Origin of the sequence: Gordonia sp. X0973 (assembly GCF_013348785.1) — a bacterium.
Lineage (GTDB): Bacteria > Actinomycetota > Actinomycetes > Mycobacteriales > Mycobacteriaceae > Gordonia.
On the sequence record NZ_CP054691.1, the window covers coordinates 2,695,976 to 2,709,491 of the forward strand.

The window sequence follows — 13,516 nt, forward strand, 5'->3', positions numbered from 1 at the left end:
GGCTCAGCGATCCTTGTCCGCGGGACCGCGACGCACGTACAGCAGCCGGTCGCCGAGCTCGATCGACTCGACCTCCGGCTCCCCGACCCGGTAGACCTTGCCGTCACGCACGACGCCGAGCACGATGTCGACCGTATGCGCGGGCGACCCGCCGACCTCGGTCGGGTCGACGACCCGCTCGGCAATCGCATACCCCTCGTCGGGGGTCAGCAGGTCTTCGAAGACCTCGACGACGCTTGGCGTCTGCGTCGCGATACCCAGCAGCCGGCCCGCCGTCTCCGACGTGACGACCACCGAGTTCGCGCCGGACTGCTTCATCACGTGCGAGTTCTCCGATTCGCGGATCGACGCGACGATCGTCGCCGTCTTGTTCATCTCGCGGGCCGAGAGCGTGGTCAGCACCGCGGTGTCGTCGCGGCTGGTGGCGATGATGATGCTCGCCGCATGGGCCGCGCCGGCCAGGCGCAGCACGTCCGATTTGGTGGCGTCACCGCGGACGGTGACCAGGCCGTGTGCCTCCGCCGCGTCGAGGGCCGCCTGTGACGGGTCGACGACGACGATCTCGGCCGGCTTCACGCCGTCGCCGATCATCGCGTCGACCGCCGTCTGTCCTTTGGTGCCGTATCCGACGACGACCGTATGGTTCCGCAATGTTGCCCTCCAACGTTGGATTCGCAGCGCCTGGCGCGACCGTTCGGTCAGCACTTCCAGCGTCGTACCGATCAAGACGATCAGGAACAGAACGCGCAGCGGGGTGATCACGATGATGTTGACCAGCCGGGCCCCGGGGGAAATCGGGGTGATGTCGCCGTAGCCGGTCGTGGAGAGGGTCACCGCCGAGTAGTAGACCGAGTCCAGGAAGGACAGTTGGTCGCCCTGCGCGTCGCGGTAGCCCGAGCGGTCGATGAAGACGACGAGCGACGTGAAGAACAGCGCGCACACGGCGAACAGCACCCGGCGCCCGATCGCCCGCGCCGGACTCCGCTCGGCGTCGGGGATGCGCACGATGTTGACGAGCGCGTATTCCGGCTCGGCCGACAGCGCTCTCGCGCCAGCACGGCGACGCAGTCGGGCCTTCATCGGCCGCTCACGTTGGTCACGCCGCCGAATCTAGCACCGCACCGGATCGGTCGCGCCGGCTCCCGCTATCGGGCGAGCATGCCGGCGAGTGCCGCCGAGTCGGGCAGGTCGTCGGGTTCGAGCGTGTAATCCGACCGCACGTAGTGGAAGGCGGCCCGCACCTGATCGGGTCTCGCGCCGACCAGCTTGGCCCAGGCGACGCGATAGGCGGCGAGCTGGACGACCATCGATTCGCGCTTCGCCGGTTCGGGCACCGCCCCGGTCTTCCAGTCGACGACGATCCACCGCGGCTCGCCGTCGACCCCGGGCGGTTCGTTGAACACCGCGTCGATCCGGCCCCGGACGACCGTCGAGCCGATGACCGTCTCGAACGGCACCTCGACCTCGACGGGGGTGCGCATCGCCCAGCGCGACGCCTCGAACCTGGCGATCAGCTCGGTCAGCTCCTGGTCGGGGGTGGCCGACTCGTCGGCGGCGCCCGGCAACTCGTCGATGTCGAGGAGCCTGGTCGCCCCGAAGCGTCGCTCCACCCACGCGTGGAAGGCGGTGCCACGCCGGGCCATCGGATTCGGTTTGAACGGCACCGGTCGGCGCAGCCGCTGGGCGAAGGTCGCCTCGTCGGTGTCGAGTTCGACGAGCTGGCTCACCGAGAGGTGCGTCGGGAGCGCCACCTCGACCCCCGCCTGGTTGACTCTGGAGTGCTCGTCGAGCAGAACGTCGACCTCGGCGGCCCACTGCGCGACATCCGGGTCGGCGAGGTCGGGATCGGATTCCTCGGCGCGGCTCGGCTCGTCGAACAGCGACGGCTGATCGCGCGCGGTGATGCGGTCGAGTACCAGCGCGGCGGCCCGATCGGCGGCGGCGCGCCGGTCGCCCAGCCGGTCGGCGGGCCAGGCAGCGGTCACGACGTGGGCGGCCAACGGGTTCACCGCGTCGTCGTCCGGTTCGGGTGCGGCCACGTCGATCGTCATGCCGGTGGCGTCGACGGCCGGATTGGCGATCGCCTCCGTGACGATGCCGGCGAGTTCGGCGTAGAACTCCGAAACGGCACGCGGTTTGGTCGACCCCATCGACCAGTGGTGCGCCGAGATGAACAGCGTCTCGCGTGCCCGGGTCAGCGCGACGTAGAGCAGGCGGCGGTCCTCCTCGAGTCGACGCTTGGCGATGGCATCGCGATGCTCGTCGAGCGCCGTTTCCAGTTCTTTCCGGTCGGCCAATCCGGTGAGGTCCAAGCGCGGAAAACCCTCGCCGCCCGCGTCGGCGAGGTCGCCGCGCAACTCGGCGGGCAGTTCGCGGACGCTACCGAGCCACGTCCCGTCCGACCGGCCGCTGGGGAAGATGCCGCCACAGACGTGCGGAATCGCCACGACATCCCATTCGAGTCCCTTCGCGGCGTGGACGGTGAGGATCTGGACGCGCTGTTCGGCGACCTCGATGCGGCCGGGCTCGAGCCCCTTCTCGATGGTCTCCGCGGTGTCGAGGAAGGCCAGCAGACCGGGCAGGGTGGCCCCGGCCTTGTCGGCGTAGTCGGCGACGTAGCCGGCGAAGGCGTCGAGATGCTCGCGTCCGGTGGTCGCGCCGCGCATGCGCCTGGCCCGGATCTGCGCCTCCACCGCCACTCCGATCGTCTGCTCCACGTCGGCGACCAGTTCCGGCAGCGGCTGGCCGATCCGTCGCCGCAACTGGTCCAGCTGCGCTCCGAAGCGGCGGATGCGGGCGAATCCGTCGGCGCTGTATCGCGACGGGTCGCCCGGGTCGACGAGGGCGTCGGCGATGCCCGCGTCGTCGACCAGTTCGTCGGGTACCGATGCGGCGAGGGCGGCGGCGAGCTGTTCTGCGGTGTCCAGCGGCATGTCGGCGACACGGCCGCGCACGGCGAGTTCCCGCGCCCGCTTCCACAGGGCCGCCAGGTCACCGGCACCAAGCTGCCAGCGCGCCCCGGTCAGCAGGCGCATCGCGGCGCTGCCGGCGAGCGGGTCGGCCATCAGCCGCAGCATCGCGACGATGTCCTCGATCTCCGGGACGTGCAGCAGGCCGCCGATGCCGACGACCTCCGCCGGAATGCCCAGGGCCTCCAACTCGGCGGCCAGCGGCGCGGAGTCCTCGTTTCGCCGCACCAGGATGGCCGTGGTCGGCGGTGGCGCTCCCGCGTCGGCGGCCGCGTCGTAGCGCTGCGCGATCCGTCGGGCGATCCACGCGCGCTCGTCGAGCACTGTCTCGGTCAGGGCCAGGGCCACCGAACCGTCGGGCGCCTCCGGGCGGGCGCGCAGCACCGACACCGGGATGCCGGCGCGCCGCAGCTCTTCGGACGCCGCGTTGGCCAGCCGGAGCGCGTGTACGCCGTTGCGCCAGCTGGTCAGCAGTTCGAAGCGCCGCGCGGGGCTGCCGTCGGGCCGCGGGAAATCCGACGCGAAGCGCGGCAGGTTGGCCGCCGACGCGCCGCGCCACCCGTAGATCGACTGGATCGGGTCGCCGACCGCGGTCACCGCGACGGCCGCGTTTCCCCGCCCGCCGAACAGCGCCCGCAGCAGCACGCGCTGCGAGTGACCCGTGTCCTGGTACTCGTCGAGCAGCACGGCACGGAACGAGGCGCGCTCGGCCGTCGCGACCTCCGGATGTTCGGTGACGAGGCGGGCCGCCAACGACATCTGCGATCCGAAATCGAGGGCGCTCTGTTCCCGCATCTGCTCCCCCAGCTCGGCGATCAGGGGCAGCAGGGCGCGCCGCTCGTCGATCACCGCCTGGATGTCACGCATCTTGGCCGACGGGGCGTCGTTCTGCCGCGGCCCCTTGGGCAGCGTGTCGACGAGGTCGTAGAGGCGTTGGCACGCACGTGTCAGGTCGTCGAGGCCGACGAGGTGTTCGGCCGAATCGGAGTACAGCTTGAGCACGGCCTCGGTGACCCCGGTCGGTACCTTGCGCGTCGCGAGCTCGCCGGAATAGTTCGCGACGACCGAGAACGCCAGCTGCCACAGCTCGGTCTCGCTCAGCAACGTCGAGGACGGCTCCACCGGCAGCAAGAGGCCGTAGTCGGCGATGAGTCGGCCGGCGTAGGCGTGGTAGGTGCTGATCTCGGGGTCCGCGTTGCGCAGGCGGGTGCGCAGCGAACCGTCGGGATCCCAATCGGCGAGCACCGCGGCGCCCGACAGAGCGGAGAGGCGCCGACGGATCCGCGCGCCCAGCTCGCTGGCCGCCTTGCGGGTGAACGTCAGCCCGAGGACTTCCTCCGGGCCGGCCAGCCGGTTGACGACGAGCCACACCACGCGCGCCGCCATCGTCTCGGTCTTGCCCGCACCGGCCCCGGCGACGACGAGGACCGGCTCGAGTGGTGCCTCGATGACGGCGATCTGTTCCGGCGTCGGGCGCGGCAGACCCAACGCCGCCGCGATGCTGGTGGCGGGGATCGGATCCGCCGCCGGCTCGACTATCGGCTCAGTCATCGACGACGCTCCGCCCGGTCAGTTGGGCCGGGCAGGACGCGTGCAGCCCGCAATGCCCACATCCGTCGTTCTGCGTCGCGGTGAACACCGGACCGACGCTGCCGCGCGCCGCGGCCCGCAGGATCATCATCCACTCGGACAGGTGCTCGGGGGTCAGTGCCGGCTGTTCGCGCACCGCCGACCCCGTCGACTTGTTGGGATTGGCCACGTAGACGAGTTGACCGCCGCCCGGTTGCGTCCCGGCGTCGAACCCCGGGACGCCGCCCAGGTGCAGCGCCAGTTGATACGCGGCGAGCTGCGGGTGCTGCTTCGCGTCCTGCTTGGTCGGCGGATTCTTCCCGGTCTTCACGTCGACGACGACGGGCCGCCCGGATCGATCGGTCTCCAGCCGGTCGATGCGCCCGACGACGCGCACCGGCAGGTCGTCGGGGGCGCCGGGGGGCAGGGTCGCATCGACGCCGATCTCGGTGCCCACCTCGGTCAGCTGATCGCGCGAGGCGGTCAGCCAGCCGCGGAAGTTGTCGAGCATCTGCTCGGCCCGCTCCAGCTCGCGCCGCGAGAACCATTCGGCGCCGGTGTCCACCCGGTCCCAGATGCCGCGCAGGGCCGCGGTGACCTCGTCGGGGGTGATCTGCCCGGCCAGCGCCTGCACGAGCGTGTGCACCAGGGTGCCGGTCACCGCCGGGGTGGCGTCGCCGTCGCGACCGCCGTGGCCCTCCAGCACCCAGCGCAGCGAGCACCTGGTCAGTGACTCGATACTCGACGGGGAGAGCCGTCGGGGGCCGTCCGCGGGCACCCAGAGGGGCTCCTCGGTACTGGCGCCGGCCAGGCCGTACCAGTCGCGCGGGTGGGCGCCGGGGATGTCGAGGTCGGCCAGCCGGGCGAGCAGATCGCCCGCCGCGACCGCCCGCGCGGACGACGCCTCCGCGTCGACGCCGGCCAGCACCTCGGCGCGCAGCGTGGCGACCAGCGAGGGAAGCGAGAGCACGCGGTCGACACCGGGGTCCACCGGCACGGACTCGGGCTCCGCGTCGTCGTCGGCCGACGTCCCGACGCCGAGCGCGGCCGCGATCTCCGGGATGAAACGCGACGGGGCGGCCTCACCGCTGCCGTCCTCGACGGCGCTCACCACCAACTGCCTGCGCGCACGCGTGCAGGCGACGAGGAGCAGACGCCGTTCGTCGGCCAGCGCCACGGCCCCGCGGGCGACGGTGTCGACGGCCTCGGGGTCCACCCCGTCGAGCAGGTCGACCAGCGCCGACGTGGCCAGCACGCTGCCCCGCGGCCGCAGCGACGGCCACAGCCCGTCCAGCACGCCGGGGACCGCCACCACCTCCCATTCCCGTCCGGCAGCGGCGTGCGCGGAACAGACCGTCACGGCTTCGTCGCGCACCGCCGCGGCACGCGAGTCGCGCGGCACCTGGAGGGCGCGGACGTGCTCGACGAAGGCGCTCACCGCGGCACTCGGCAGGTTCTCGGCGAAGGATTCGGCGGCCTCGAACAGCGCCAGCATCGCGTCGAGGTCCCGGTCGGCCTGCTCCCCCGCCGGGCCGCCGCGCAACGCCGTCGGCGCCCAGCGCCGCTCCAATCCCGAGGCGGCCCACGCATCCCAGAGCACCTCGTCGACGCCTCGGTGGGCCGCGATCGCCGCCCGGGCCGCGCCGACGACCGCGCGCACCCGCACCAACGGCCGCGCCTCCGCGTCGGATAGGACCGCCGCGTAGCGCGCGGCCGCATCGTCGTCGCCGATCGCCGCGGCCAGCGCGGCGATGGAGTCGACCGGGTGACCGGCGTCGGGGGTCTCGTCGGCGCGGCGCACGCCACGGCGCAGTCGCCGCAACGCCGCTGGGTCGGCCGCTCCGATCGGCCCGGTGAGCAGCGTGATGACCAGCTCGGGTTCCAGCGCCACCCCCTCGGCGGCGAGCAGCGCGATGAGAAAGGCGGCGACGGACCGCTGTCGGTACAGCGGAAGATCCGACGCCGGGGTCGCGACCGGTACGCCCGCCGAGCGGAAGGCGCGCCGCAGGGAGGGCAGCGAATGCGGCACCGACCGCACCACGACGGCCATGTCCGACCAGGGCACGCCGTCGAAGAGGTGGGCGCGGCGCAGGAGATCGGCCACCGCCGTCGCCTCCTTGGCCGCCGACGCGAAGACCTTCACCCGCGCCGACCCCGCGGCGTCGCGCGGCAGCGGATAGGCGTGGCGCCGGGCGCCGGGCAGTCGGGCGGCCAGCGCCGCCCCCACCGCGTTGACCGGCGCGGTCGCGCGATGGTCGTCGGTCAGCACGATGTCGTGGGCCGACCCCGCTTCGACGAGGTCGTCGGAGAACCGCGGCGAGGCGCCACGGAAGCCGAAGATGGACTGGTCGGTGTCGGTGGCGACGATCGTGGAGTCGGCCCCGGTGGCGACCAGGCGGATCAAGTGGGCCGCCTGCGGATCGAGGTGCTGCGCGTCGTCGACGAGGACGTGACGGATCCGTGCCCGCTGACCGGAGAGCAAATCCGGATCGGTGGCGAATGCCGAGAGCGCCGAGCCGACCAGTTCGGCGGCGTCGACGGCGGGGGCGCTCGCTTGCGGGGCGCCGACGCCCACCGAGCCGCGCAGCAACATCGTCTGCTCGTACTGGGCGAACATCGCGCCCGCCGCAACCCACTCTGTCCGACGGTGGCGGCGGCCCAGGCGCACGAGTTCCTCGGGTCCGGCGCCCCGCTCGGCGGCCCGCATCAACAGGTCGCGCAGGGCTTGGGCGAACCCGTCGGTGAGCAGGGCAGGTCGCAGCGACTCGGGCCAGGCCGCGGCACCGTCGGCGACGTCTCCGGCGAGGAGTTCACGCAACACCACGTCTTGTTCGGACCCGGTGATGAGTCGGGGCGGCGGATTGTCATGGGCCTGCGCCTGCAGCCGCAGGATCGCGAAGGCATAGGAGTGGATCGTGCGGACCAGCGGCTCGCGCGCGGCGCCGGCCCGATGCGCCCCCGACGCGAGCACGCGCCGCGTGATCTCCTCGCGCAGCGCGGCGCCGGCGCGACGGCTGGCCGCCAACACCAATACCGATTCCGGATCCACCGACGGATCGGTGAGGCGGGCGACGGCCGCGTCGACGATGACCGACGTCTTTCCGCTGCCCGGTCCGCCGTGCACCCGGTACGGCGACCACGGCCGTTCCGGGTCGCGCAGGACCGGTGTGGCGATGATCCTGGCCACCTCGGCAGGCCATTCCCGCGGCGGCGCCGCGACGTCGGCGGCACCGACCAGCGTCGTGCGCACGAGGGGGCGCTGCGCCGGGCTGTGGACCATGTCCCTATCGAATCACGGCGGCCGGACATCGCCTCCGGCCGACTCGATAGGGTCGGTCACCATGAGTCAGCTGCACATCGAGACCTTCGGTCCCGACCGAGGTGCGCCCGTCGTCGTCGCGCTGCACGGGCTCACCGGTCACGGCCGACGATGGGCCCAGCTGGCGCGGGACCTGCCCGATCATCGGATCGTCGCGCCCGATCTCCTAGGCCATGGCAACTCGTCGTGGTGCCCGCCCTGGTCCTATGCCGCCCACCTCGACGCCCTCGGTCCCGTCCTCACCGCGCAGGGCGGACCGGTGACGCTGGTCGGCCACTCCTTCGGCGGCGCGCTGGCGCTGCGCCTGGCCGAGCGCCACCCCGAGCGCGTCCGCGCGCTGATCCTGCTCGACCCCGCGCAGGGCATCGACCCGACCCGCGCCCGCGACGTCGCGGCCGACAGCATGGCGCACTGGACCTATCCGTCGCCCGAGGCGGCCCGCGCCGCCAAGCGCGCCGAGGGCTGGGCAGCGGTGCCCGACGAGATACTCGACGAGGAGATCGCCACGCACCTGCGTCCCTCGGAGGAGGTCGGACTCCCCGCCGGCACCTACGGCTGGCGGGTGAGCCAACCCGCGGCGGCCACCGCGTGGAGCGAGATGGCCGACGGCTTCGCGTTGCCCCCGGTCGGCGTCCCCACCGACGTCGTCGTTGCCGATCGCGTCGACCCGCCGTTCGTCAGCGCCGGATTCCTCGACGCCTGCCGGGCACGACGGCCCGATTCGGTCCGTGTCCACCACGCCGACTGCGAACACATGGTCCCGTTCCTCGAGCCGGAGCTCGTCGCCCGGCTCGTGCGCGATGCGTCGGCGGAAGGGTGAGCCGATGGCGAAGGTGACCGATGCCGAGGTGGAGGCCGTGCGCGCCCTCGTGGCGTCGATTCCTCGCGGAAAGGTCACGACCTACGGCGATCTGGCCGGCGCGGTCGGCCTGTCCAGCCCCCGCATCGTCGGCTGGATCATGCGCACCGATTCGGCCGACCTGCCGTGGCACCGCGTGATCAGCGCGTCGGGCCGCCCGCCCGCGCACATGGCGGCGCGGCAACTCGGGCGCCTGGCCGACGAGGGGGTGCCCGTCGTCGACGGCCGCGTCGTGCTGCGCGAGTGCCGTTGGACGCCGACCGCATCCTGATCTGAGCTGTTTCCAACACCGCACAGTGTTGGAGACGCGCGGGCGTACGATGTGTATGTCAGACCAATGGCATACACATGGGGAGTATGACCATGAGAACGAATATCGACATCGACGACGAGCTTCTCGCCGCGGCGCAGGCCGCGGCCGGGACGTCGACCAAGAAGGACACCGTCCGTCTCGGCCTCGAACTACTCGTCCGACTGGACCGCCAACGCGACCTACGCGACCTGCGCGGTGCCGCACCGTGGGATGACGACTTGGCCAGGATGCGTGCGGACCGATGATCGTCGTCGACTCGACCGTGTGGGTCGACTACTTCAACGGCAATCCGACGCCGGAGTCCGACCGGCTGGACGACTATCTCGGGTCGCGTCCGGTCGCCATCGGTGATCTGATTCTTGCCGAGGTACTCCAAGGATTCCGTCACGAGCATGATGCCCGGCGCGCCGAGGACCTCCTCACCGGACTGACCGTTTTCGACATGCTCGGGGCAGCGCGGGCCGTCGGTGCGGCCGAGCGTTATCGGTCACTGAAGCGGATCGGAATCACTATCCGCAAGACTGCCGACGTGCTGATCGCCTCGTTCTGCATAGACGAAAGCCATCAGTTGCTCGCGCGTGATCGGGACTTCGATCCGTTCACAGAACACCTCGGGCTGCGACGGGCATGACCGTCGGCTCGCAGTGTCGCTGACCGAAATCACGCGACTAGCTGGGTATCTTTGCCATGTGACCACAGTCGAACCACCCGAGCACGTGCTGCGCACGTTCGGTCTGACCGCGCACCCGCCGATCGCGATGGGCGATCAATGGGTGGGCGGCTGGCGCGTCGGCGAGGTCGTCCTCTCGATGGTTCCCGACCACGCCCGAGCCGCATGGTCGGCTTCGACCCGTGAGAACCTTTTCGTCGACGGGCTGCGCATCGCCCGTCCGTTCCGATCGACCGACGGGCGCTACGTCGTCTCCGGGTGGCGGGCCGATACCTACATCGCCGGGTCGCCCGAACCGCGTTACGACGAGGTGCTGCAGGTCGCCGAGCGGCTGCATGCCGCCCTCGCCGGTTTGGAGCGCCCCCGATTCCTGCTGCAACCGCCCGCGCCGCCGTACACCGACGTCGACGTCTTCACCGCCGCCGACCGGGCGGCGTGGGAGGACCAGCCGCTGCGCACCGCGCGCGCCGCCGGGATGTCCGAGCCGGAGACCGAGGACGGCCAGGCCAGCGTTGCGGCACTCAAGACATTGGCCGGTCTGCGCCGACCGGTCACCTCGCCGTCGCAGATCGTCCACGGCGACCTGTTCGGCACCGTCTTGTTCGCCGGTGCCGCCGCGCCGGGCATCACCGATCTGGTCCCCTATTGGCGACCGGCGCCGTGGGCCGCGGCGGTCGTCGCCGTCGACTCCATCGCGTGGGGCGGGGCGGGCGAAGACCTGCTGGACCGCTGGTCCGATCAACCCGAGTGGGGCCAAATGCTGTTGCGCGCCACCATGTTCCGGTTGGCCGTCCACGCCTTGCACCCACGCTCGACGGCCGGCGCGCTGCCCGGCTTGATGCGCGTCGTCGACCTGGTGCGCCTGCGCGTCTAGTAGACCGGCATCGACGGGTCGACGGTGTTCGCCCACGCCGTGATGCCGCCTTGCAGGTGAGTCGCATCGGCGAATCCCGCGCCCTTGAGGATCGCGAGGACCTCCGCCGACCGCACACCCGTGCGGCAATACAGGACAACCGGGCGGTCCTGCGGGATCTTTCCCAGCGCATCGCCTGATTCGAACTCGTCCTTCGGGATCAGTGTCGCACCGGGCAGATGCGCGATGTCCCACTCGACGGGTTCGCGGACGTCGATCAATGCCAGCGGCGCCCCGCTGGCGACGCGCGCCGCCAACTCCGCCGGAGTGAGCGTCGAGCCCGCCGCCGCGGTCTGCGCCTCGTCGGAGACGACGCCGCAGAAGTCGTCGTAGTCGATGAGCGCGGTGACCTTCTCGCCGGCCGGGTCCTTGCGGATCTTCACGGTGCGGAACGTCATTTCGAGGGCGTCGTAGACCATCAACCGGCCCAGCAGTGTCTCGCCGATCCCGCAGATCAGCTTGATCGCCTCGGTGCCCATGATCGAGCCGATCGTCGCGCACAGGATGCCCAGCACCCCGCCCTCGGCGCATGACGGCACCATCCCGGGCGGAGGTGCCTGCGGGTACAGGTCGCGATAGTTGAGGCCGCGTCCGTCGGGCGCGTCCTCCCAGAACACCGACACCTGGCCCTCGAAGCGGTAGATCGACCCCCAGACGTATGGCTTGTGCGCGAGGATCGCCGCGTCGTTGACCAGGTAGCGCGTGGCGAAGTTGTCGGCGCCGTCGAGGATCAGGTCGTAGTGGCCGAACAACTCGACGGCGTTGGTGTTGTCCAAGGCGAATTCGTGCAGGTTGACGGTGATGAGCGGGTTGATCTCGAGCATCGAGTTCTTGGCGGAGACCGCCTTGGAAACACCGATGTCGGACTGGCCGTGGATCACCTGCCGCTGCAGGTTCGACTCGTCGACGACGTCGAAATCGACGATCCCGATGGTTCCGACCCCCGCGGCCGCGAGGTACATCAGCGTCGGCGATCCCAATCCGCCGGCTCCGATGACCAGGACCTTCGCGTTCTTGAGCCGCTTCTGACCGGCCATTCCGACGTCGGGGATGATCAGGTGCCTGCTGTAGCGGGCCACCTCCGCGCGACTCAACTCCGCCGCGGGATCGACAAGCGGCGGGAGCGTCATGGGAACGGCCAGGGGTTGGGTCGGCAGCTCAACGTGCGGTCGGCGTTCATCTGTGGATCAAGGGCCATGATGTCCTTGTTAGCCGTTCCGAAGGATTGCTGCATCATGATGGGCGCCAGTGCCCCGTTCTGCTTGCACGGCTCATGCTTGGCGTAGCCGATGCCGTGCCCGACCTCGTGGTTGATCTGGTACTGGCGGTAACTGTGGATATCGCCGGCGAACGGGATCGCGCCGCGCACCCAGCGCGCCTCGTTCAGCAGCACCTGATGGGTCGGCGGGTAGAAGCAGGACGTCTGCAGTTTGATCTGGTAGCCGCACAGTTCGCGCGTCGTGTTCGTCGACGTCAGCGTGATCCTCAGGTTGGGCTCCTGCCCGGCGCCCACGCGTTTGAACGAGACCTTCCCGCCACCGATCCAACTGTGCCGGTTGGCCAGCGTCGCGTCGACCATCGACGCGAAGGCGGTATCCCCGGAGAAGTCGCTGGGGATCAGCCCGTCCTCCACTTCGACGGTGTAGGTGAACTCCTGCGGGCCCTTGCCGATCTTCTTCGTCGCACCCTTCGTCGGCACGACGTGATAAGTCTTGCGCCCGTCGCGGGTGAAGTGCCCGTCCGGTGGAAGCGCGCCCACCGGTAGGTCCGACTCCGGGATCTGCTGGGTCGGTGCGCCGACCGGTGCCGACTCCTTGCCGATGGCCGTGTTACGCCCCCCGTCGGGGGAAGCATGCCCGGAAGCACCGTCGGCGGTGCCGCCGCGCACCGACATCACCAACAGGACGACGGTGAGAATGCCCAACACCGGAATGGCATAGGCGCGCCACCCGTAGGTGGAGATGAAGCGGCTGATCGGGTTGCCCGCAGCCACGGCCTGAACGATGGGCTCGGTGGGCGGATCCCAGGTCGCGCGCAGCGGTTGTCCGGGTTCGGCGCGCGGGATCGGAGGACGGCGGTAGTCCGCTGCACGTGCCGCATCGCCCGGACGGGGACGCGGCACGCCAGAACGGCCGTTCTCGGATCGGTTCACTCGTCAACTTTCTCACAGCCCGCGCGTCGTTCCGCGCAGGCGGCGCCCAACACGACCAGGTTACCGAACGGGGCGTCGCCCCCGCGGTAGTAGGCTGCTGGCCATGACATCGACGGGCATGACTCCCCCCGCGGGCCGCAACGGGACCAGGCTCCCCCGCAGCGCGCGCAGGTTGCAGCTCCTCGATGCGGCGAGCGAGATCTTCGTCGAACGCGGCTACCACTCTGCGGGAATGGACGAGATCGCCATCCACGCGGGGGTCTCCAAGCCGGTGCTCTACCAGCACTTCCCGTCGAAACTGGATCTCTACATCGCGGTGGTCGATTCGCACGCGGACAAGCTGGTCACCGCGATCAACGACGCGCTGCGCACCAGCACCGACAACCGGATGCGTGTGCGGGCCGCCGTCGAGGCCTTCTTCGATTTCGTCGACCTCGACAATTCGGGCTATCGCCTGATCTTCACCTCCGACGCCAAGGACCCGGCGGTCATCAAACGCGTCGAGGGGGCGATCGAGGCGTGCGTCGACGCCGTCTACGAACTCGTCATGCACGACTCCGGATTCGACCCCTACCGCTCGCGCATGCTGGCGGCCGGGCTCGTCGGGGCCAGCCAGGTCAACGCCCGCTACTGGATCGACGCGCACCGACCCGTCGACAAGCAGGTCGCGGTCGACACCACGGTCGCGCTCCTGTGGGGCGGCCTTTCGCGGGTGCCCTATCAGACGGTCGAGCGAGCGCAGCAGTAGCCGC

Annotated in this window: 11 protein-coding genes; 6 read left to right on the top strand and 5 right to left on the bottom strand. The window is 70.8% G+C overall.

From position 1 onward, the window contains the following. Positions 1-3: 3 nt before the first annotated feature. The 3 genes from HUN08_RS13415 to HUN08_RS13425 all read right to left on the bottom strand — a co-directional run bounded on the left by HUN08_RS13415 (position 4) and on the right by HUN08_RS13425 (position 7,818). Positions 4-1,080, bottom strand: coding sequence for a TrkA family potassium uptake protein (locus HUN08_RS13415; protein ID WP_124246831.1), 1,077 nt, complete (start codon positions 1,078-1,080; stop codon positions 4-6). A gap of 65 nt (positions 1,081-1,145) precedes the next feature. Further along, complete coding sequence (locus HUN08_RS13420) at positions 1,146-4,520, bottom strand: UvrD-helicase domain-containing protein (RefSeq protein ID WP_124246830.1); 3,375 nt, start codon at positions 4,518-4,520, stop codon at positions 1,146-1,148. Beyond that, positions 4,513-7,818, bottom strand: coding sequence for an ATP-dependent DNA helicase (locus HUN08_RS13425; protein WP_124246829.1), 3,306 nt, complete (start codon positions 7,816-7,818; stop codon positions 4,513-4,515). Before HUN08_RS13425 ends, HUN08_RS13420 begins: the two co-directional genes overlap by 8 nt. A gap of 61 nt (positions 7,819-7,879) precedes the next feature. Here HUN08_RS13425 and HUN08_RS13430 point away from each other — a divergent pair, with 61 nt between their 5' ends. The 5 genes from HUN08_RS13430 to HUN08_RS13450 all read left to right on the top strand — a co-directional run bounded on the left by HUN08_RS13430 (position 7,880) and on the right by HUN08_RS13450 (position 10,573). Continuing rightward, entirely contained in the window at positions 7,880-8,677 is a 798-nt protein-coding gene (locus HUN08_RS13430; RefSeq protein WP_124246828.1) for an alpha/beta fold hydrolase, read from the top strand. 4 nt (positions 8,678-8,681) lie between these two features. Then, positions 8,682-8,987 carry an MGMT family protein gene (locus HUN08_RS13435; protein WP_124246827.1) on the top strand — a complete coding sequence of 102 codons (306 nt, stop codon included), beginning with the start codon at positions 8,682-8,684 and terminating at the stop codon, positions 8,985-8,987. A gap of 86 nt (positions 8,988-9,073) precedes the next feature. Then, positions 9,074-9,274, top strand: a complete 201-nt coding sequence (locus tag HUN08_RS13440) for a type II toxin-antitoxin system VapB family antitoxin (protein ID WP_301546738.1) — start codon at positions 9,074-9,076, stop codon at positions 9,272-9,274. Continuing rightward, entirely contained in the window at positions 9,271-9,660 is a 390-nt protein-coding gene (locus HUN08_RS13445; RefSeq protein ID WP_124246825.1) for a PIN domain nuclease, read from the top strand. The genes HUN08_RS13440 and HUN08_RS13445 overlap by 4 nt, the downstream gene beginning before the upstream one ends. 58 nt (positions 9,661-9,718) lie before the next feature. Then, entirely contained in the window at positions 9,719-10,573 is an 855-nt protein-coding gene (locus HUN08_RS13450; RefSeq protein ID WP_124246824.1) for a TIGR02569 family protein, read from the top strand. On the opposite strand, the gene moeZ is transcribed toward HUN08_RS13450, so the two are convergent. Further along, on the bottom strand, positions 10,570-11,742 hold the full coding sequence (gene moeZ, locus HUN08_RS13455; RefSeq protein ID WP_124246823.1) for an adenylyltransferase/sulfurtransferase MoeZ: 1,173 nt from the start codon (positions 11,740-11,742) through the stop codon (positions 10,570-10,572). The genes HUN08_RS13450 and moeZ overlap by 4 nt on opposite strands. After that, positions 11,739-12,764 carry a DUF3152 domain-containing protein gene (locus tag HUN08_RS13460; protein WP_174900934.1) on the bottom strand — a complete coding sequence of 342 codons (1,026 nt, stop codon included), beginning with the start codon at positions 12,762-12,764 and terminating at the stop codon, positions 11,739-11,741. The genes moeZ and HUN08_RS13460 overlap by 4 nt, the downstream gene beginning before the upstream one ends. 103 nt (positions 12,765-12,867) lie before the next feature. On the opposite strand from HUN08_RS13460, the gene HUN08_RS13465 reads away from it, so the two are divergent. After that, positions 12,868-13,512 (top strand): TetR/AcrR family transcriptional regulator, encoded by a 645-nt coding sequence (locus tag HUN08_RS13465; RefSeq protein WP_124246822.1) that lies wholly within the window; start codon positions 12,868-12,870, stop codon positions 13,510-13,512. Positions 13,513-13,516: the final 4 nt, after the last annotated feature.

Bases quoted from the DNA above. Each gene is read 5' to 3' on its own strand.
- HUN08_RS13415 (WP_124246831.1), bottom strand. From the start codon at position 1,080: ATGAAGGCCCGACTGCGTCGCCGTGCTGGCGCGAGAGCGCTGTCGGCC.
- HUN08_RS13420 (WP_124246830.1), bottom strand. From the start codon at position 4,520: ATGACTGAGCCGATAGTCGAGCCGGCGGCGGATCCGATCCCCGCCACC.
- HUN08_RS13425 (WP_124246829.1), bottom strand. From the start codon at position 7,818: ATGGTCCACAGCCCGGCGCAGCGCCCCCTCGTGCGCACGACGCTGGTC.
- HUN08_RS13430 (WP_124246828.1), top strand. From the start codon at position 7,880: ATGAGTCAGCTGCACATCGAGACCTTCGGTCCCGACCGAGGTGCGCCC.
- HUN08_RS13435 (WP_124246827.1), top strand. From the start codon at position 8,682: ATGGCGAAGGTGACCGATGCCGAGGTGGAGGCCGTGCGCGCCCTCGTG.
- HUN08_RS13440 (WP_301546738.1), top strand. From the start codon at position 9,074: ATGACCATGAGAACGAATATCGACATCGACGACGAGCTTCTCGCCGCG.
- HUN08_RS13445 (WP_124246825.1), top strand. From the start codon at position 9,271: ATGATCGTCGTCGACTCGACCGTGTGGGTCGACTACTTCAACGGCAAT.
- moeZ (WP_124246823.1), bottom strand. From the start codon at position 11,742: ATGACGCTCCCGCCGCTTGTCGATCCCGCGGCGGAGTTGAGTCGCGCG.
- HUN08_RS13465 (WP_124246822.1), top strand. From the start codon at position 12,868: ATGACATCGACGGGCATGACTCCCCCCGCGGGCCGCAACGGGACCAGG.